Annotated in this window: 15 protein-coding genes and 1 pseudogene; 6 read left to right on the plus strand and 10 right to left on the minus strand. The window is 42.2% G+C overall.

Going from position 1 to position 19,233, the window contains the following annotated elements; genetic code table 11:
• Nucleotides 1–431: 431 nt before the first annotated feature.
• From DPG01_RS09895 to DPG01_RS09915, 5 genes are all read right to left on the minus strand, one after another.
• Entirely contained in the window at nucleotides 432–1,193 is a 762-nt protein-coding gene (locus DPG01_RS09895) for an energy transducer TonB (RefSeq protein WP_228156986.1), read from the minus strand.
• Nucleotides 1,190–1,636: a protein TolR gene (gene tolR / locus DPG01_RS09900; RefSeq protein ID WP_110974969.1), complete on the minus strand. Its 447-nt coding sequence runs from the start codon at nucleotides 1,634–1,636 to the stop codon at nucleotides 1,190–1,192. Before tolR ends, DPG01_RS09895 begins: the two co-directional genes overlap by 4 nt.
• A 12-nt stretch (nucleotides 1,637–1,648) precedes the next feature.
• On the minus strand, nucleotides 1,649–2,347 hold the full coding sequence (gene tolQ, locus DPG01_RS09905) for a protein TolQ (RefSeq protein WP_049590884.1): 699 nt from the start codon (nucleotides 2,345–2,347) through the stop codon (nucleotides 1,649–1,651).
• A gap of 113 nt (nucleotides 2,348–2,460) precedes the next feature.
• Nucleotides 2,461–4,440 carry a phytase gene (locus tag DPG01_RS09910; protein WP_110974970.1) on the minus strand — a complete coding sequence of 660 codons (1,980 nt, stop codon included), beginning with the start codon at nucleotides 4,438–4,440 and terminating at the stop codon, nucleotides 2,461–2,463.
• A gap of 76 nt (nucleotides 4,441–4,516) precedes the next feature.
• Nucleotides 4,517–7,003, minus strand: coding sequence for a TonB-dependent receptor (locus DPG01_RS09915; protein ID WP_110974971.1), 2,487 nt, complete (start codon nucleotides 7,001–7,003; stop codon nucleotides 4,517–4,519).
• A 324-nt stretch (nucleotides 7,004–7,327) separates the two neighbouring features.
• Here DPG01_RS09915 and DPG01_RS09920 point away from each other — a divergent pair, with 324 nt between their 5' ends.
• Nucleotides 7,328–8,254 (plus strand): diguanylate cyclase domain-containing protein, encoded by a 927-nt coding sequence (locus DPG01_RS09920; RefSeq protein ID WP_086208630.1) that lies wholly within the window; start codon nucleotides 7,328–7,330, stop codon nucleotides 8,252–8,254.
• Nucleotides 8,251–9,252: a helix-turn-helix transcriptional regulator gene (locus tag DPG01_RS09925; protein WP_005234808.1), complete on the plus strand. Its 1,002-nt coding sequence runs from the start codon at nucleotides 8,251–8,253 to the stop codon at nucleotides 9,250–9,252. Before DPG01_RS09920 ends, DPG01_RS09925 begins: the two co-directional genes overlap by 4 nt.
• A gap of 72 nt (nucleotides 9,253–9,324) precedes the next feature.
• Here the strand turns inward: DPG01_RS09925 and DPG01_RS09930 are convergent, their stop codons facing one another.
• The 5 genes from DPG01_RS09930 to DPG01_RS09950 form a co-directional block, all read right to left on the minus strand.
• Entirely contained in the window at nucleotides 9,325–10,050 is a 726-nt protein-coding gene (locus tag DPG01_RS09930; RefSeq protein ID WP_110974972.1) for a hypothetical protein, read from the minus strand.
• Entirely contained in the window at nucleotides 10,050–11,561 is a 1,512-nt protein-coding gene (locus DPG01_RS09935) for an alkaline phosphatase (RefSeq protein ID WP_110974973.1), read from the minus strand. Before DPG01_RS09935 ends, DPG01_RS09930 begins: the two co-directional genes overlap by 1 nt.
• A gap of 14 nt (nucleotides 11,562–11,575) precedes the next feature.
• Nucleotides 11,576–13,192, minus strand: coding sequence for an alkaline phosphatase (locus DPG01_RS09940; RefSeq protein WP_110974974.1), 1,617 nt, complete (start codon nucleotides 13,190–13,192; stop codon nucleotides 11,576–11,578).
• 217 nt (nucleotides 13,193–13,409) lie between these two features.
• Nucleotides 13,410–14,195 (minus strand): 3-hydroxybutyrate dehydrogenase, encoded by a 786-nt coding sequence (locus DPG01_RS09945; RefSeq protein WP_110974975.1) that lies wholly within the window; start codon nucleotides 14,193–14,195, stop codon nucleotides 13,410–13,412.
• 37 nt (nucleotides 14,196–14,232) lie between these two features.
• Nucleotides 14,233–15,657 carry a GntP family permease gene (locus tag DPG01_RS09950; protein ID WP_110974976.1) on the minus strand — a complete coding sequence of 475 codons (1,425 nt, stop codon included), beginning with the start codon at nucleotides 15,655–15,657 and terminating at the stop codon, nucleotides 14,233–14,235.
• Nucleotides 15,658–16,235: 578 nt separating this feature from the next.
• Between DPG01_RS09950 and DPG01_RS09955 the strand changes: the two genes are divergently transcribed.
• The 4 genes and pseudogenes from DPG01_RS09955 to DPG01_RS09970 all read left to right on the plus strand — a co-directional run.
• Nucleotides 16,236–17,117, plus strand: a complete 882-nt coding sequence (locus DPG01_RS09955) for a LysR family transcriptional regulator (protein ID WP_110974977.1) — start codon at nucleotides 16,236–16,238, stop codon at nucleotides 17,115–17,117.
• Nucleotides 17,118–17,353: 236 nt separating this feature from the next.
• Nucleotides 17,354–18,058, plus strand: a complete 705-nt coding sequence (locus tag DPG01_RS09960) for a CoA transferase subunit A (protein ID WP_110974978.1) — start codon at nucleotides 17,354–17,356, stop codon at nucleotides 18,056–18,058.
• Between the two features lie 2 nt (nucleotides 18,059–18,060).
• A complete protein-coding gene (locus DPG01_RS09965; RefSeq protein WP_086208638.1) occupies nucleotides 18,061–18,708 on the plus strand; it encodes a CoA transferase subunit B in 648 nt (215 codons plus the stop codon).
• Between the two features lie 253 nt (nucleotides 18,709–18,961).
• Nucleotides 18,962–19,084: pseudogene (locus DPG01_RS09970) on the plus strand (4-carboxymuconolactone decarboxylase); the annotation flags it as partial.
• Between the last annotated feature and the right edge of the window lie 149 nt (nucleotides 19,085–19,233).

Genomic DNA, 19,233 nt, shown 5'->3' on the forward strand with positions numbered 1-19,233 from the left:
GTTTGTATGTATAGAGACGAGTGGCGGATAAAAAACATGCAAAAAAAATTAATTTAATTTTGCCCCAAAGGAAATAAGCATAAAAAAATAACGGTTTCTTTCAATCCTAGTAAAATAAAATAACAAGATTGTGATAGAAAATGAGGTCTTAAGTCTCATGTTCTATATCTAGAAACAGCATGAAATGTAGAATGCAAACACTCTAGTTTGGGCATTTGTAGTTTTCGTCTTCATTTCACGATGTATAAATAGTCATGTATGGAAAACAAGGCATTTTGATTGGTCAAGTAGTCCATCAAAAAAAGAAGCTTTGTCTCAAGCTTCTTAGCATCATGGCGTATCAGATATATGCTGTACAATGCTCCCAGCCCATTCTGAAAAGAAATGTATGACTATATTTCTCACAAAATATAAGTCCCAAAACACTCGGTTTAACCTGAGATGCGATATTGGAAGGTATTTTTAACATTCGACACACTGGTCGGTTTGCCATCGACGAGACGAGGCTGATATTTAAAAGTGAGTGCAGCCTGAATCGAAGGTCGTACAAACATCGGATGGCAGTCGCCTTGTGCCTTTGGATTTTCTACCCGTCCTTTTTCGTTCACGCTATACACCACCGTACAATCCCCCTCCAGCTTACGATCCAAAGCTTGTTCAGGATAAGCTGGTGCTATTTTTGTAACAGGTTGATAATTTTTAACATCAAATGATTCAGGATGAGTTTGTGCTTTAGGTTCTACTGATTTCTGGGTCTTCGTCTGAGTTGGTATATCCGCTTGAGACTGCGTATCTACTGTTTTCTGAGATTCCGCTACTGCCGTTTGCTTTTCCGTCACGACTTGCTGTGTCGGTTTAGCCGCTGTAGGTACAATTTTGTTGCTCTGTGACTCTACAAACTTCTTGGTGGTTTTCGGTTGGACTTCAGTAGGTTTCTCAAGCTGTTTTTTGACAGGCTCATGTAAGGGTTTTTCTTCGACTATCGGCTCAGGCTTTTTAGGTTCAGGTTGTTGTTTGATTGGAGGGGGTATTTGCACAAATTGTAATTGAATGGTTTTCGGCTTGGGTTCCGCCAATGTTTCATGCATCTCAACCGTACATAACCATGCAATTAGCGCAATATGCAATCCAGCCGTGACCGACAGAGCTAGGCCTTGATCACGAAACCTAATTTTGGAAACGGTTGCCATCATGATTGTGGTTCCTCTGTCACTAGCCCCAAGTTCGTTACCCCACTTTTTTGCAAGGACGCTATGGCCTGTGCAACCAGTTGATAATCAGCATCCTGATCGGCACGTACATAAAACTGTAAGCTTTTATCTTTTTGAATAATCGGAACGAGCTTTTGTTGCATAGTGGCTAAATCAATCGCCTGATCCGTAACTTTCTCGGTATTCACTTCTGATCCAATATTCCAGTAATACTGGCCATTGGCTTGAATAGATAAGGTTATAATACGCTGCTGTTGTGACGCGGGCATGACATTGGCATCCACTTTAGGCAAATCAATTTGAATGCCTTGCGTCAACATTGGTGCAGTCACCATAAAAATTACCAACAACACCAACATGACATCAATATAAGGAACCACATTCATTTCAGCATTGGGTTTTAATTTTTGAGGACGCTTAATCATGGTTCTTGCTCCTTAACGCGAAGTGCGCTCAGTGTGCCCCAACAAACGATAAATACGCGTTTGCAACTCATTGGCAAAACCGTAATAACGACTGGAAAGCTTGTCAGCACGTGCCGAAAAGCGGTTATACGCCACGACCGCAGGAATAGCGGCAAATAAACCAATAGCTGTCGCAATCAGCGCTTCTGCAATCCCTGGTGCAACTGTATTGAGGGTTGCCTGTTCAACGGCAGACAGTCCAATAAACGCATTCATAATGCCCCAGACCGTTCCAAATAAGCCTATATACGGGCTGACTGAACCGACTGTTGCGAGAAAGGTTAGATTCTGCTGAAGCTTTTCTTCTTCTTCACTGATACTACTGAGTAAACGACGTTCTACCCCATCAATCACATCACTTGTGGTGAGTTGCTCATCTTTGATCAATTGATGGTATTCATCCACCCCATGTTGAAAAATGCTGACAACGCCTTTTTGTTGTTCAGGCTGTTGGTAATCTTGCTGTAAAAGATTGAGATCTTTTTGCTGTCTAAAATTCTTTAAAAAACGGTTCCAAAGCTGCTCTTGTCCACGAAGTAACATGCCGTGACGCACGATTAAATACCAACTTACGACTGAGGATAAAACCAAAATCAACATCACTACTTTTACCAACACACTGGCATGGCTAATCAACATCCAAACTGACATTTGATCCATCGTTGCTTGCATAACGCACTCCAATTTTTTTACTGCATGGTGCAGTACATATATATTTTTAAAATGGGCTGTGATTCTTTAGCAGCCCATGTACTCACTCAGGTACTAAAGTACTAAAGAGTTATTTAGTCCAAATGCAGCGCTTGGGCGATTTTTTCCCAAGGCACATATTTAAAGTTCTGATTGGTTTCAGGCATACGTTTACGTCCGTCTTGCACCACCAACATGCCTCGCTTCCATTTGCCACCAAAATTTAGGGAACTCACATCTAGTCCATCTGTTTCAGACACAGCGTCAATGCCTTTGTCGGTATTGATGCCGATACGAAATGCGCCACGAACCGTGTAAGGTGCAGCAGCATCAAGCACCACAAAGCTGTCATTGCCTTGGCTTGAAACCACCAAATAACTTTGGTTTTTGCCGTGATAAAGTCCCATCCCCTCAATGTCATCATGCATCACCTCTCCTACACCTATCACCTGCTGCATAGGAAGCTGAGTTTTTGGGTTGAGATCTTTTACCCACACCGCGACATCTTCTTCACCCAAGAAAATACGCCCTGTGGCATCGTCTACGACACAGCCTTCAGGTTGAGTTTTCACTGAAAAACGTTGTACTTCTTCAGCCCTTAATTTTTGCTGTGCAGCCGTGATGTGGTATTGAACAAAAGTCCCGTTTTTATCGTTGGGAATGGCATAAATTTCCCCTTGAGCATCGCGGTACATGCAAATGCCATAAATATCATCCAATGTGGTTGCTAACTCGCCAAGCTCAGAAACCTTGCCCGTTTTGGGTTGAATCGCAAAGAGATGCAGGCTGTTATGATCTCGGTTCGATGCCACCGCCAAATCGACTGTCTGATTGCCCCATTTAAAACCGTGGCGTACATCGACATTATTCAATCGCCCTACTGGCAAGTACTGCACAGTTTTGCCCTGTAAGTCGTTAACCTGTAGACCACCTTGTTTATCTGTCGCTAAAATACGGGACTGACTCGGCTGTGCAGCGTTATGCCAAATTGCAGGATCATCAGCCGCATCACCTGTACTTGGCACGCCCTCCGTCTGCACTTCTGCTGGAATAGTGATGATATTTTGGGCTTTGGTCTGGGTCTGCGTTTCCCATTCCACATCTGTCACTTTCACGGTTTTATCATCTAAAATCAGCAAGGATTTATCAGTTAAATTACCTTGAACACTCAAAGTCTCTGCTTCTTTCGCCGTGTCTAGTTGTAAAGGCGGCTGTGCTTTCCATTGCTTATCTTGCTTTTGATAACGATAAAGCAAAGGTTTTTCTGCATCGAGTACCGCGACATGATCATCTACAATCGCAATTGCAGAAGGTGAACCTTGAATCGAACCAAAGGGTTGCACGAGATCCACCGCCTGACGCACCATGTCTGCTTCAGAATGAGCTGGATATGCCCAAATGCCAACATTCGCTTCATTAATAAACAACTCTGCTGTGGCATCATTCACTTTGCATACACTACTAGCAGGTGGAAAACTGAGACGGCGTACCAACTGTGGTTGAACCAAAGCCTTCTCATGCTGAGCCACCAACCATTGTTCACCAAGCCCCTCTTCACCTACTAAAAAAGCAAAACTCAGCCCTTGAGCATCGGTATATAGGCAAACATCTTCAGACTTAAATGAACGCTTTGGAATAAAACTAGGCTTGTCCCATGCTTTATTTTTTAAGTTCATGCTCATCAGTTGAATTTGCTGTTGTTGCAAATTCGACGCAGCAATCAATAAACGCTCCGAACCAATCCGATAATCAAAACGCCCAAACTGACCTTGAATTTGATGTAGTACATTTTGTTGATCATCTAAAATTTGTAGCCCTTTATTTTTACTGCTCAACAGTGCGGCAACTTCAGGCCATGCACTCAAGGTTAACCATTGCACATCCTCAGTTTTCGCCCCATTCATGTCGACTTCACGTAATTGCAACTTCGCTGCCATAGGCTGATCTATTGGTATTTCAACCGAGCTTAACGACTGGCTATTTTGCGGAGCTTGGGGCACGCTGTGCTGACTGCATGCGCTCAATAACAGCAAGCAACTGCTTAAAGCAGACCATTTAAAAGATGAAAATTTCATAGAGATACTCAAAATTGGGCAAGGAACCTCAGGTCTGCTTCTGTTGAGCAAACCTGAGTACTAAATTTAATTCGACTTAAAAATGGGTATAGGTCAGTGCCAGTTTGTAAGCTGGGCCATACTCTTCATATTGCGCGTTATAAGCCTTCGAACCTGCATAGTTGTAATAATGCTCATCGGTGATGTTTTGTACATCAAACTTGAGCTGTAAGTTTTTAGATAAGTTCACATGACTACTAAAATCAAGGAAGATTTGGTCATCGGTATAAATATCTTTTTCAGGCGTATCAATGTCACCAAGTTCATACAGATAACTCGATTTATAATTTGCTGAAAGTCGTACACCAAAACGTTCATTTTCCCAGCCAAGCATCGCATTCGCCACCACATCCGACTGATTTGGCAAATGAATACGACGACTCAGAAGTTCACCATCTTTCATCGAATCAATATCCGCCTCTGACTTACTAAAGGTGGTATTTAAACCCAACAAGAACCCGTTCCATGGTGCTCCTAAGTGGTCAAATTTTTGTGAATAGGCAAACTCCATTCCATAGAGTTTGGCACTTTGACCATTTTTATAAGTCACAGCTTCATCAAAGTCAGCCCACTGACCTGTCCCTGCAATATTGGTGTTATAGATAAAATTGTCGATATCTTTATAAAAACTATAAAAACTCACCATACTGGCTTTGCCAAAATACTTTTCTACACCCAAATCAAAGTTAGAAGACTCTAAAGGCTTTAACATTGGGTTACCAAACTCAGCTTCATCACCATCTATGTAAACACCTGGCGCACTTTGGGCAAAGTTCGGACGCACGACACTATTGGTCCATGCCGCACGCAGGTAGGTATTGTCCGCCAATTGATAACGCAAATGTAAGCTTGGCAACCAATGATCATAGTCATTTTCATATTTGGTCGCAGTGATCACATCATCATTAAACTCAAAACCACGTGCTTCAAAGTTGGTATTTTCATAACGTAAACCAGCAATCACACGCAATTGATCCAAATCAATCGTATTCATGACATAAGCCGCTTGTATGTCTTCATTTGACTTAAAGTCATTAATGATGGAGCCATCCGCAACCACATAGTCAGCAGCATTTAGCCCATTTATTTTGTCCTGAATGGCATTTTCATTGATGCTTGGACCAAACTGTCCCAGTTCATAGTGACTGTTTGAATTGAAATCTGAACTTGACGTGCTGAGGTCTTTATATTTCCATTCATCGGTATTATTGGTTTTCTCACGTTGACTGATTTTGCCCCCGAACTTCAATGCAGCAGCATAATTCCCCAACATATAGTCTTTTAAAAAGTCTAATTTACCGTTGTATTCTTTATCGGTGGTTTTAGACTTTTCCCACGACACCGAATCTAGCTCATAGTTGGCAGCATCATAAAAATCTTGATCTGCTGTTATAACTGGCTTTTGGGTACTGCTAAAACCAACATTGCTAAACTCAGCTTTATATTTCGCCCCCGAAATACCACCCGGATTTTCCTCCGATGCTTCGCTATAACCGAGTTGACCTTCCACCGTCCAAGTACCGAAACCTTGCTTGCCCCCTAAAACAAAGGACTGAATTTCTTGCGTTTCAACACGGCTTTTTAATGAACGAGTGACTTCGGCATCTCCACTTTGCCCCGCAGTTTGCGGATCGGCAAATTCAACTGAAACTTCTTGACGCGATTCGGTATCTTTAAATCGGCTATATAACGTTCTTAAATAGTATTCGCCTGTGTCATTGGGGCGGTAATCAAAATTCAACCCCGCACCAATGCGCTCACGCTCGATGTCATATTGGCGCATTGCGGTTTCTTCAAGTGCGTCGCCATTCCAAGCCCCACCCGTTTCAACATTGTCCGAGCCAAATTTTCGGTTTTGATAACTCAGTGCCAACGCTACCCCAAGGTTGTCTTGCCCCTCACCAACACTGAAACGGTTACTGATGGCACCCGATGCTTTAGGGCTATATTTTTCCCGTTTTTCATCATAACCACCTTCAACCGTTCCCGTATAAAACAAACCGTCATGGTCAAAGGCTGATAAACTTTCAACTTGCACCGTACCGCCTAATGAGTTGGCATCCATATCTGGTGTCAGCGTTTTCACCACAGCCAAAGACTGCACCAGCTCTGATGGTAAGACATCCAATGCCACGCCACGGCGATCGCTTTCAGGCGCGGGAACCAACGTACCATTTATGGTCACTGCATTTAAGTCAGCACCTAAACCACGAACTGAAACAAAACGTCCTTCGCCTTGGTCACGCTCAGTAGATACACCCGGTATCCGTTGCAAAGCTTCTGCGGCATTGTCATCGGGTAATTGTCCGATGCCATCGGCATGTACCACACTGCTGATTTGGTCGGCACGTTTTTGTTCTTTGAGTGCTTTATCCATACTTGCAGCTTGACCAATGACCTGTACATATTCCACCGTGTTATCTTCGGCATGTAGATGCGTCATGCTCAGCATTGACAGGACCAGTGTACTGAGCTGAAAACCCGCACGCTTATGTTTCATGAAACGGCTCTGATTATTTTGCATTATGTTCTTCCCCTCAAGCCAAAGTGGCATGGTTTGAACGCACAATAGAAATTGAATGTGAACATGATGTGACAGTGCCTTTTACGATCTGCCCTTTTTATTTGTTTTTGGTCATTTTCAGCAAAAAGTGAGCTAATTTGATCTGTATAGAGAAAATTCTGAGCATACAGAATGATACATATTCACTACAAAGATAGGGTTTTTCAGCATTTTTATTCTCAAAAAGCAAAAATACACTGATCTATTTTGACTCTAGCCTTTGCCATCAAACTGTCATCTAAATCTGTTTAGCTTGGGCGAAAATAAATCATTTCAAAAAATGCTATGCCTAAATACTTTGCTTACTACCGCTGGCCTTTGTTATGTGTAGCGACTGCCTGTAGCTTATCCCTGTGGTTGTTTATCTTACTTGGACAGAGCAAGTCGTTTGCTGAATGGAACTGGGTCGATATTTTAGGTGAAGGGGGAGCAACTGTTTTTATTGGTATTTGGATTTTCTTTATTATTAAAAGCCGTCCTTTGGGCCGTGTAACTAACTATATCTTTTATGGACTGTGTTTTATTTTTTTCCATATGTGGATGGACAGCTTAGATGAGTTTATTCGCCTACCTAAAGAAATCATGTGGGATGCATGGCTTGAGTCCATTCCTTTTCCAATTGGACTGTGCCTATTTACCATCGGGATTTATTTTTGGCATCAAGAAGAACTGGCGATTTCTAAACACATGCAAAAACGAGAACGTATTTATCGGGATCATCGTTTATTCGATGCACTCACCCCTTTGGCCGATGCTCATTACTTTAAAACACAGCTCAAAGCTGCAATTGAGCAAAACTTGCATGAACCCAGCGACATGTCCGTCATATTGTTAGATATGCATAATTTTAATCAGATTAATCAAACACATGGTTTTGATGAAGGCACATCTATTTTACAGCATGTTTCACAATTGATTAGCTTAAACTTACGACCACAAGACCTGCTCTGCCGCTTCGCAGGAGATCGTTTTATTATGCTGTTACCAGAGACGAAGCTACAACAGGCTGAAAAAATAGCAGCTCAACTTGAGCGCATGCTTATGGTCAGTGCTTATTATCAACGTGATCTGTCCGCACACATTCCTTTAAAAGCACTCACGACCTGCTGTTCAGTCGGGCAATACCAAACTGCTCAGCAACTTTTAAGTGCCTTAAATCAGCAATTGCTCCAAGTGAAGCAATACTACTCACCAAAGCGAGTCACCGTATGAGCTTTGAATGCGACTACAGCTACATTCCTGCGCATCATCAATTGTCTATTTTAATTGATTTAGCAGTCAGCCATGAAGTCGAACATCACGTCCTACTCAGTGGTAGCGGTATTTTCTTGGAAGATATCTTTTCAGGGCAAAAGCTGATTAGCCAGCAACAGTTACAACAGGTTTTAACAAATGCAGAGCAGTGTTTTCGCAATCAGGACATCAGTTTTTTATTCGGTCAACGCAGCCTAACCACCCCCTTTAATGACGCCATTAAATCCATGCTGTATGCATCGACCTTTGATGAGGCGCTTAGCCGTTATTTAACATTTTCCGCATCTGTTTCACCGTGGTTATGCCCTCGACTCATGTATAGTCAAAGCCATATTCATATTTATTGGTTAGATGAAAACAAGCTTGAAAATCGCTTTTTAATCGAAAGTGCAATGAGTGCAATACAAGCATTTAGCCGTCAACTGTATCAAACCAAGTTAGCGTGGAAATTCGAATTTAATTTTTCTGAACCGGATTATATTGAACAATATTGGACGCATTTAGGCAGTGCTTTAGAATTTAATCGCCCGATCAACATGATGAGCCTGCCTCGTGACTTGGTCCATGAAAAACTTCCCAATGCCTCTTCGACCTTAGCTGCAATCAGTTATCAACATGCGCTGAAAGAAATGACAGCTCAAAATATTCAACAGAGTTTTTTGCTCAGTTTGCATCAATACTTCATGCAAAATATTCAAAATAATATTCAACTTGAACAAACTGCTGATTATTTTCAAATGAGTTCTGCCACCTTAAAACGTAAACTGAAAAAGCATCAGACCCATTTTCAGGCGCAACTCGATCAAAGTCGTTTGCATACCGCCATCATTTTATATCGTGTGCATGGTTTTAAAACTGAACAGATTTCTCAGTATTTACAAATTAACGATGCCACTAATTTTCGACGTGCGTTTAAGCGTTGGAGTGGTTTAACGGTACAAGCTGCACAGTCCTAACCACTTATTTTCCCCAAAAAATCACGGATATTGCTGTTGTAACGCCGAAATTAAAAGTCAAAAACTCATCAGCTAATCACTAAAGTCCGCATAGTCACGTTCGCTGTATTTTTCTGTTTGCGTCCAAGGTGTAGCAACATGTTGGCCAATTTTGCGCACGGTAAAGGTTTTGGCATAGCCTGAGGTCGGTTTGAGCAATTCATATTTTTGAACCAGTTGATCCTGTTCACTCCATATAATATTCAACGTTTGCCCAGCACTGCGTATTTGATAATGCGCTAACTTCGGATCACGTTGAATCAATTGTGCTCGCTTTAAAATGTCAGGATGAATCAAACTATATTCACAGCGCCAACAGTTTTTCATTCCTAGCATTTCTTGATCGACATCCTGCAATTGCACCCGCATTTTTTCATCTGGCAAAATATAAAAACGCTGAAACGGACTTTCTACGTTTGCTTGCCCGACTACATCTTTGCGCTGCATCCACTGAATTGCACTGTCAAAACTCGCATGCTCATGGGTGTCTGTTTTGGCAGACACATGAGCGTTGCTATGTGTCTGGGCTTCGTCAGCATGCGTTTGTGTGTTTAAACGTTCAATCCAAATATTTTGCGCATCTCGAATTATTTTCTCACTGTATTTTTGAATGGTCGTGACCCCATTGGCATCCAGCCGTTCAATCTGATAATCAATACGATATTCATCGGCCGACCATACCCATGGACTGAGCAAACTGAAAGACAATGCTAAGAACTTCATTTTGAATTTGAACGGCCGTATTAATCTTGTATCCATTAGAATCCAAACGCCTTTTTCAATTGCTCAAACACCCATGTATTTTCTTGTGTGCCTTTGAAGAGATTTGAATTCTTTCCTTCAGCAAACAGCATCACATCTCCGCCGCCATGGGTTTCGCTTTTCGTCAGTTGTACCCCGACTTCTTGTTTATAGTCGTCGGCAAAGGCTTGCTCGTTGCTAATACTGTCACGAATATCTAAACGCTTGCCCGTACCATTTCCAAAAACGAGCGTCGTTCCTGTTGCCCCATTTACATCGCGGTATGGATTATGTACTTGGCCATCAGCCAGCACTTTGCTGTAAGCATTTTGCTCTTTTGCAATATTATAGTCATAGCTCAGCCCTAAAATACCTGGATTAGTTTCCGTCGTTTGACCCGTTCGTGCGGCATAACCATTAAACGTCATCACATGGTCATGATCTGCCGTCACTACTATCAAGGTATTGCTCAAGTCCACGTTATCCAGTGCAGTTTGAATTGCATCATTAAATGCCTTGGTTTCCTGCAATGCCCGTTTGGCATTATTGGCATGTAGCGCATGGTCAATACGCCCACCCTCAACCATCAAGAAATAGCCTTGTCCATGACTCTGTGCTTGCAGTGCATCAATCGCTTTACTGGTCATCACCGCCAGACTCGGTTCAGTCTCTATATTATTCTTGAGTCGATCCAAATCATAATTTAAATGCGACTGTGTAGAGAATACGCCGAAAATTTTCTGAGTATTGACTGTCTGTGCCAAATCACTTTGGCTTAAAACGGTTTGATAACCCTGCTGTTTAAACTCTGCCAATAAATCACGACCATCCAAGCGCCCTTTGGGGTTAGAAACTGCATCATAAGGCGTCCAGTGATTTAAGCCGCCTCCCATAAGGACATTAATGCCATCCAATAAGTTTGGATTATAAGCTTTACCTTTTGGAACAGCTTGAAGCGCGATATCGTATTGTGCATCACGATGACAAATATGTGCATAGGTTGCCGCAGGTGTGGCATGGGTGAGTTCGGTCGTCGTCACTACGCCAACCGCTTTTCCCTGCTTTTTTGCCAGTTCTAAAATACTTAACGCAGGCATCCCTGCGACCATACTACTGCCCTGTTCTGGACAACGGTTAATGGCTTTCGCTAAGCTTTTGCCATTCGGCAATTTTCCATCTTCAGGTTCGACCGCAACTGTTCCTGTTGTCATGGCAATCACTTCATTTTTGTTTTTCTGCCCAGTCATATAGGCGCCCATAGAGGGAGCGCTATCTGTGGTTTGACCATCCTCAGAATAGGTTTTAATCCGTGCTGCGTGCTTCATGCTGTCCATGGCCAGTTTGCCATTTTCCCCCACAGCATAAATACGACTTGCCGTCACTATGGTTGGTCCCATGCCATCGCCTAAAAAGAATATAACGCTTTTCGTCGGTGTAAGTGTGGTGTCAGCAGCATACAAAGCACTTGAAGAAATCGACGCTGTAAGCAGAAGCATCATGTATGGGATGGTTTTTAAAGTATGTTTCATGTGATATCCCTCTGCTATAAGCCTGTGATCTTACGAATGAGGTGATTGACCTCAATATTTTCAAGGCTACCTGAGAACTGATCGGCTCCCTGACCAATCGCACCTAAAAACACATCTGCACCGCCATGTGTTTCTTTATCTTTATAGCCCGTTTGAATCACAGCTTCTTGTTGGAAATCATCCGCAGCAGTGCCCGTACACCAACCCGTTTCAGCCAAAGGATAGGTGAAACTATATTTTTCACCTTGCGGTGCCTTTGGCCCTTGTACTGGATGACAGATATCAGTGTCTTTTAAGTTCAGGACCAAGTCATCCATACGGTTTTGAGTGGGGCGTTTTTTGCCCGTACCAAAACCGATAATCGGATAAGGTTGACCATGAATATCTTGAGCAAAGCCCGCTTGGTCATAATTTTTTACCAATCCAAGCACGCTGGTTTCCTTACCTTCGACGTATTTTCCTGTGCGCTTGGCATAACCATTTAAAACCAAGGTGTGATCATGGTCGGCCGTGATTACAATCAGTGTATTTTTAAGTTCAGGATCACTTTGTTTAAGCTTTTGAATGGTTGCTTCTAGAGCATCATTTAAGGCAATCGTGTCTTGTAAAGCACGTTTGGCATTGGTGTCATGTAGCGCATGATCTATACGTCCGCCCTCCACCATCAGGAAAAAACCTTTTTTATTTTGCGTCAGGATGTCTAAAGCAGACAGCGTCATTTGCTTGAGACTCGGCTCTGCCAAGTTTTTCTTGGTGCGATCCAAGTCGTAATTTAAATGACTGTGATTAAATAAACCCAATAATTTTTCATTTTTCGCCAGTTGCACTTGGGAGAGTTGGTTTTCATCAAAAACCACGCGGTAGCCTGCCTTTTGCATCTCGGTAATTAGATTGCGCCCATCAGTACGTTCTCCACCTGCATCTTTAGGCAAAAATTGACGCTTCCCCCCACCCAAAACCACATCGACTCCATCTTTGAGTTTGAGGTTATAGCGTTGATAATCATCGCCTTTTGAACTCGGGACCAACTGTGATGCAATGTCATTTTCAGCATCACGGTGGCATATATGCGCATAAGTCGATGCAGGCGTGGCATGCGTGATCCGCGTCGTGGTCACAACCCCAGTTCCCCAACCCTTTGCTTTGGCTAATTCGAGTAAAGTCTGTGTGTTTTGCTTATTTTTGTTTTGAGGGTTAGTCGCACACTGGTTATTCCCTACTGAGTCAGGTTCAACCGCAATTGTCCCTGTCTGCATCGAGATCACCTCGTTTTTCATCTTTACACCGGTCATGTACGCGCCCATCGAAGGTGCGCTGTCCGTGACTTGTGCATCTTCAGAAAAGGTACGAACAAAAGCAGACTCAGGCAGCCGATCAATCGCCAACTGACCATCTTCACCAACAGCATAAATACGTGAAGCGGTAAGCGTGGTAATGCCCATACCATCACCCAAGAAAAAGACCACACGTTTCGGTTGTTGGACTTTTTCTTGTTGGAGCTGTTGCGCTGTATTGGCCTGTTGATTTCGCGTTATCGTCGTACTTTGACAAGCGGTAAGCAATAAAGCGCTGAAACTTATACATGCCACGCTGATTGTTTTTAATTGGAATTTTTCAAGAGAACCGAGCATGGCATCAACCCATCTAAAGATGGCTGAACCATACACCGCAGATATTTAATTAAGATTACAACAGCACACAAACTTTAAATTTTCTTGGTACTTAGATATTTTTATCACGTTTCACAATGATTTTTAGTTGGGTACTTTTACAAAATCGAGCACTATAAAAAAACCTCGGATACGAACATCCGAGGCTTTTTAATTTTTAAACCTATGCTGAGGCAAGTTATTGCGCGGTATAGCCACCATCCATCACCACGGCTTGACCCGTTACACCACCCGCCTTATCACTAGCAAGGAAGATCGCATAATCCGCAATTTCCTCTACACTGAGTAAGCGTTTTTGTGGCACCATCGCCAAAATTACATCTTCTAATGCACTTTGTTCGCTGACATTTCGGGTTTTAGCCAAGTCATGAATTTGACCACGTACCAACGGTGTATCGACATAGCCCGGACACAGCGCATTCACCGTAATACCATCACGCGCACACTCTAAAGCCGCAACTTTGGTCAAACCAATCACACCATGCTTAGCACTGTTATAGCCAGCCTTGCCAGCAAAGCCAATCAGACCGTTAATCGAAGCCATGTTAATCACACGACCAAACTGCTGCGCTTTCATGATGGGAAATGCGTACTTGATACCAATGAACGACCCCACCAACATGACATTAATCAACTTTTGATAGACTGCGGTTGGAAAGTCCTCAATCACTGCAACATGCTGAAAACCTGCATTATTGATGAGAATATCCAAACGACCATAGGTTTGCTGAGTCAGTTCAATCGCAGCTTTATAGGCTTCTTCATCAGTCACATCGCAAGGCGCAGACAAAGCCTCAAAACCTTCATTTTGAAGAGCTGTAACCGTTTCAGCACACTTGTCTGCATTCATATCAGAAATGACAACTTTGGCACCTTCACTGGCAAATTTCTTTGCAATTTCATGTCCAATACCGCTGGCTGAACCAGTAATAAATGCAACTTTATCTTTTAACAGTTGACTCATCATGTACTCCGTTGTCTTCTTTTTTCATTCCAAAGTCTTAAACAATACCAAACCAAGTAAAGGCAGCAATGGCAACAAATACCGCGATAGTTTTAATAATGGTGATAGCAAAAATATCTTTATACGATTGTTTATGGGTTAAACCTGTGACTGCCAACAAGGTAATCACGGCGCCGTTATGCGGTAAGGTATCCATACCGCCTGATGCCATCGCAACAATACGGTGCATGACTTCGGGTGGAATTCCCATGGCTAGAATCGCAGCATTGTACTGATCGGCCATCGCACTTAGGGCGATACTCATCCCACCAGAAGCTGAACCTGTCACGCCTGCTAAAACTGTCGTGGTGACTGCACCATTGACCAGCGGATTGGTAAAAGTATTACCCAATGCATGACTAATGATCGCAAAGCCCGGTAAGGCCGCAATAATCGCACCAAAACCATATTCAGATGCAGTATTCATCACTGCAAGTAAAGACCCGCCAATACTGGCATTAACGCCATCTTTGAAGCCCGTATAGACACGGCGGAAGTCAAATGAAATGGCTGTGATAATGCCCACAATCAAAGCCAAACCCACGGCCCAAATGGCAGAGGTTTTCGCAACATCGACCGTGTAGGCTGCAAGTCCAATCGCATTAAAGTCGAAACCGTTTGGATACCATTCTTTAATCGCGGTTGATAAATATTTATTGGTCACGGCAACTAAAATAAGCGGTACAAAAGCCAACCATTGACGTGCGGTAGAACCATTTGATGTGGTATCTAAGTTTTGCTTCAGTTGTTGTTGCTCGGCTTCTGTCAGCTCAATACCTGTGGCATAGCCATCCCCATTTCGAGCGGCTACACGACGACGCCATTCTAAATAGCTCAAACCTGTAGCAAGAACAAATACCCCACCAATCAAACCAAGAAACGGTGCCGCATAAATGTCCGTACCAAAGAATGTAGTTGGAATAACGTTTTGAATTTGTGGGGTTCCCGGCAAGGCATCCATGGTAAAGGTGAATGCGCCGAGGGCAATGGTTCCTGGAATCAAACGCTTTGGAATATTGGCTTGTCTAAAGAGTTGATTTGCAAATGGATAAACGGCAAATACCACCACAAAGAGACTGACACCGCTATAAGTTAAAATCGCCCCCAAAAGCACAACGGTTAACATCGCATTTTTAGAGCCAATCAGATTGACAATGGTTTTGGCAATGGATTCGGCAATTCCTGACATTTCAACCACTTTACCAAAGATGGCACCGAGTAAAAACACCAAGAAATAATCTTTAATGAACCCAACCATTTTGGGCATAAACACGCCTGAATAAAAAGGCAAAACGTTAGCAGGGTTAATCAGTAAAACCGCCAACAAGGCACAAATCGGTGCCATAAGAATTACAGAAAAACCTCTGTAGGCTGTATACATCAGTAGCCCAAGAGACAATAAAATTACACCCAAATCCCACATATTTTTTACTCCATCCTTAAAGAAAATATGTCTTGATGTGCTGTGATATTAATAGCGAATGATGTCAAATGTAGTTGAGTCACAGTACAATCAACCTGTACTGAAAGTACCCTATACGCATCCATAGACTGTCTATTTTCCATCATGACGAGATGTCTATGTGCACTCTGATCTATGTACTATATTTATTCATCAGAGCATTAATATTTCAGCTTATGGGTCAGACTATAATGCATATAAACCCGCACATTGTTTGAAAATAATCATTGAGTAAGAAGAAAAATTGATTAATATCCATGCCCTAGTAAGACTGATCAAACTAATTGTATCAAGTTAAAGGTAAAATTTCGAAATCACACAAAATAATCAATTTTTATATTTTTCATTTAGTTAAAACATATTTTTACAGACTATCAAGCTGTTCGGCTTATACTGCTTTGACCCATCGAATCAAAACCACATTTACTTTCATCACTTGATCTATTTTGACCTCCTGTTGTATTTTTCATGTAAACCATTGGAGAAAAGCACGTTCACTTTCATTCGACATCGTGTTGCATCATTGCTCAGGGAAGCTCATGACACTCAAACAATTAAAAGCCTTTTTAGTCCTTGCACGTACGCTTAATTATGCCAATGCAGCCAATGAACTGTGTCTGAGCCAATCCGCTCTCAGCTTAAGTATTAAAACGCTAGAAGAAGAACTCGGTGGAAAACTGTTTAAACGCAATACACGTCGGGTAGCAATCACCACCGAAGGTCAGTCCCTGATTCCCTATGCCAAAAAGCTTCTGGCTAACTGGGAAGATATGGAAAAAGATGTCAAACAGCGCTTTAAACTCAACCGTGGCACTTTAAATATTGCCTCAATGCCCTTTGCCACCCATGCGGTACTCCCCGCAGTCATGCATGATTTTTCACAATTACACCCCAACATCAGTTTTTCCATCCATGACATTACCAATGAAAAAATTATTGAAAAAGTTCAAGAAGGCATTTTTGAGATTGGCATTTGTTTTGAACCTAAACCGAATGATCAACTGATTTTCCAGCCCTTATTCAATGAAGACTTTTTGGCTCTGTTACCCAAACACCATGCCTTAGCCAAACAAAAAAGCGTGACATGGCTGGAACTTTGCTCTTACCCTTTTGTGACCTTACAAAACCCCTCGATTATTCGACATGTAATTGAGGAACAGTGTGCGGCGCATCAAGTCGTGTTGGATTTGAAAGTCGAATGCCACCAAATCAGTTCCCTATCTCACTTTGTTGCCTATGGCATGGGCGTCAGTGCGATTCCACGGCATTTTCAGAAATTCATTGATCTTGCAAAAAATGTGTTGGTTGAAATTGGCGGCAACCAAACTCAACTGGCGGTGGGCATTATTTATAAAAAAGATTATGAACTGTCCAACATTTCAGCCCAATTTATTGAAACCACACTTTGGCATCATTTTTAAAGCCTCACTTTTATCCTTAAAGATGAATATCTGTTCCTATTCCTTATGAATCAAATGCTTATAATGACTTAAATATTTAAGGCATTTTGTATTCTTCGCACCTAGTTCTCTCTTTTTCCTTCTTTAATATTAATGATTAATGAGTTTTTTTTATTACACATTAGAAAGATTCAATTTCTAAAAAAAGCAGTGCAATGCTAAAAAAATAACAAGCAAGGAAGATCAGGAAATAAAGGATGAATAAAGTTGTCGCAAATGCAGCTGAAGCATTGGCTGATGTGGTTGCCAATAATCAAACTATTGCTGTTGGTGGTTTTGGCCTCTGTGGTATTCCAGAAGCATTAATTGATGCCTTAAAAGAAACAGGTGTCACAGGTTTAACCTGTATTTCAAATAATGCAGGTGTGGACGGCTTTGGTTTAGGTAAATTATTAGAAACCAAACAAATTAAAAAAATGATTGCATCTTATGTCGGTGAAAACAAAGAGTTTGAGCGCCAGTATCTGAATGGTGAACTTGAAGTCGAGCTCACACCACAAGGCACACTCGCAGAAAAACTACGTTCAGGCGGTGCAGGTATTCCTGCATTTTTCACCCAGACAGGTGTAGGCACTCTCATTGCCGAAGGCAAAGAAGTTCGTGACTTTGATGGTCGTCCACATATTTTAGAAATGTCTCTCACTGCGGACATTGCTTTAATCAAAGCCTACAAAGCCGATAAAGCGGGCAATTTGGTGTTCCGTAAAACCGCACGTAACTTTAACCCTGACTGTGCTATGGCAGGCAAATTTACGATTGCTGAAGTCGAACAAGTGGTTGAAATTGGTGAAATTGATCCCGATGACATCCATTTACCGGGGATCTACATCAACCGTGTGGTGCTGAATGCCACCCCCAAAAAGCAGATCGAACAACTGACCATTAAAGCAGAGGAAGCTTAATCATGGCTTGGACACGTAATGAAATGGCACAGCGTGCTGCCCTTGAACTCGAAGATGGTTTTTATGTCAACTTAGGTATTGGCTTACCGACTTTAGTGGCCAATTATCTACCCGAAGGGATCAATGTTTGGTTGCAGTCAGAAAATGGCTTGCTCGGTATTGATGAATTTCCAACCCGTGATGCAGTCGATGCAGACTTGATTAATGCAGGAAAACAAACTGTCACCGCACGCAAAGGGGCTGCATTTTTCTCAAGCTCAGAATCCTTTGCCATGATTCGTGGTGGTCATGTCAATATTGCTATTTTAGGTGCAATGGAAGTCTCTGAAACGGGCGACTTGGCAAACTGGATGATTCCGGGTAAAAAAGTCAAAGGCATGGGCGGTGCAATGGACTTGGTCTCTGGTGTACAAAAAGTCGTGGTGCTCATGGAACACTGCGCCAAAGATGGCACGCCAAAAATTGTGCCTCAATGTACCCTACCACTCACGGGTAAAGCTGTCGTTAGCCGTATCATTACTGACTTAGGTGTGATGGATATCACTGCTGAAGGGGTGAAACTGGTTGAACTGGCACGCGATGTGAGCCTAGAACAAATCCAGAAAGCGACTGGTTTAACACTGATCATTAATGACTTTAAAGCCGCTTAAGTACAAAAACGACATCATTCAAAGCAGCTTCGGCTGCTTTGTTATTGGGATCAATCAAAAAAATCAGTTAGCAAAAGGCTTCTTTATAGCCTTTAAATCCAACATAAAACCATCATTACCTTGACCAAGTCTATCTCCCGATATTCTCGAATTTACCGAATGATGACTCCTGCGCACATTTTTTAACTCAAATACCTGATGAAAAATTAATCCGCTCGGCTACTATATTTGCATTCCACATCCAGAGGTTCCCATGTCACAACAAGATTATGAAAATGGTTTAAAAGTTCGCACAGAAGTCATGGGCGAATCTTTTGTTAAACGTGCTCAAGACAATACTGTACCTTTCACCCAACCTTTGCAGGACTGGATTAACTAATTTCAAATTTATAAATAATTCAATAATATAAGAAAGCATCATGTTTTTGTGGCGTAAAATTGGTGTAAATAAAGACCATTAAAGCATTCATACATATCCCCACATTCACATTCGTCGAAATCGAATGAGCTGTGCAACCTGATAAA

The sequence above is a fragment of the Acinetobacter sp. WCHAc060042 genome (genome assembly GCF_003231195.1).
In the GTDB taxonomy this organism is placed as follows: Bacteria; Pseudomonadota; Gammaproteobacteria; order Pseudomonadales; family Moraxellaceae; genus Acinetobacter.

Bases quoted from the DNA above. Each gene is read 5' to 3' on its own strand.
- DPG01_RS09915 (WP_110974971.1), bottom strand. From the start codon at position 7,003: ATGCAAAATAATCAGAGCCGTTTCATGAAACATAAGCGTGCGGGTTTT.
- DPG01_RS09940 (WP_110974974.1), bottom strand. From the start codon at position 13,192: ATGCTCGGTTCTCTTGAAAAATTCCAATTAAAAACAATCAGCGTGGCA.
- DPG01_RS09935 (WP_110974973.1), bottom strand. From the start codon at position 11,561: ATGAAACATACTTTAAAAACCATCCCATACATGATGCTTCTGCTTACA.
- tolR (WP_110974969.1), bottom strand. From the start codon at position 1,636: ATGATTAAGCGTCCTCAAAAATTAAAACCCAATGCTGAAATGAATGTG.
- DPG01_RS09955 (WP_110974977.1), top strand. From the start codon at position 16,236: ATGACACTCAAACAATTAAAAGCCTTTTTAGTCCTTGCACGTACGCTT.
- DPG01_RS09925 (WP_005234808.1), top strand. From the start codon at position 8,251: ATGAGCTTTGAATGCGACTACAGCTACATTCCTGCGCATCATCAATTG.
- DPG01_RS09960 (WP_110974978.1), top strand. From the start codon at position 17,354: ATGAATAAAGTTGTCGCAAATGCAGCTGAAGCATTGGCTGATGTGGTT.
- DPG01_RS09945 (WP_110974975.1), bottom strand. From the start codon at position 14,195: ATGAGTCAACTGTTAAAAGATAAAGTTGCATTTATTACTGGTTCAGCC.
- DPG01_RS09910 (WP_110974970.1), bottom strand. From the start codon at position 4,440: ATGAAATTTTCATCTTTTAAATGGTCTGCTTTAAGCAGTTGCTTGCTG.
- DPG01_RS09895 (WP_228156986.1), bottom strand. From the start codon at position 1,193: ATGATGGCAACCGTTTCCAAAATTAGGTTTCGTGATCAAGGCCTAGCT.
- DPG01_RS09920 (WP_086208630.1), top strand. From the start codon at position 7,328: ATGCCTAAATACTTTGCTTACTACCGCTGGCCTTTGTTATGTGTAGCG.
- DPG01_RS09930 (WP_110974972.1), bottom strand. From the start codon at position 10,050: ATGGATACAAGATTAATACGGCCGTTCAAATTCAAAATGAAGTTCTTA.
- tolQ (WP_049590884.1), bottom strand. From the start codon at position 2,347: ATGCAAGCAACGATGGATCAAATGTCAGTTTGGATGTTGATTAGCCAT.
- DPG01_RS09950 (WP_110974976.1), bottom strand. From the start codon at position 15,657: ATGTGGGATTTGGGTGTAATTTTATTGTCTCTTGGGCTACTGATGTAT.
- DPG01_RS09965 (WP_086208638.1), top strand. From the start codon at position 18,061: ATGGCTTGGACACGTAATGAAATGGCACAGCGTGCTGCCCTTGAACTC.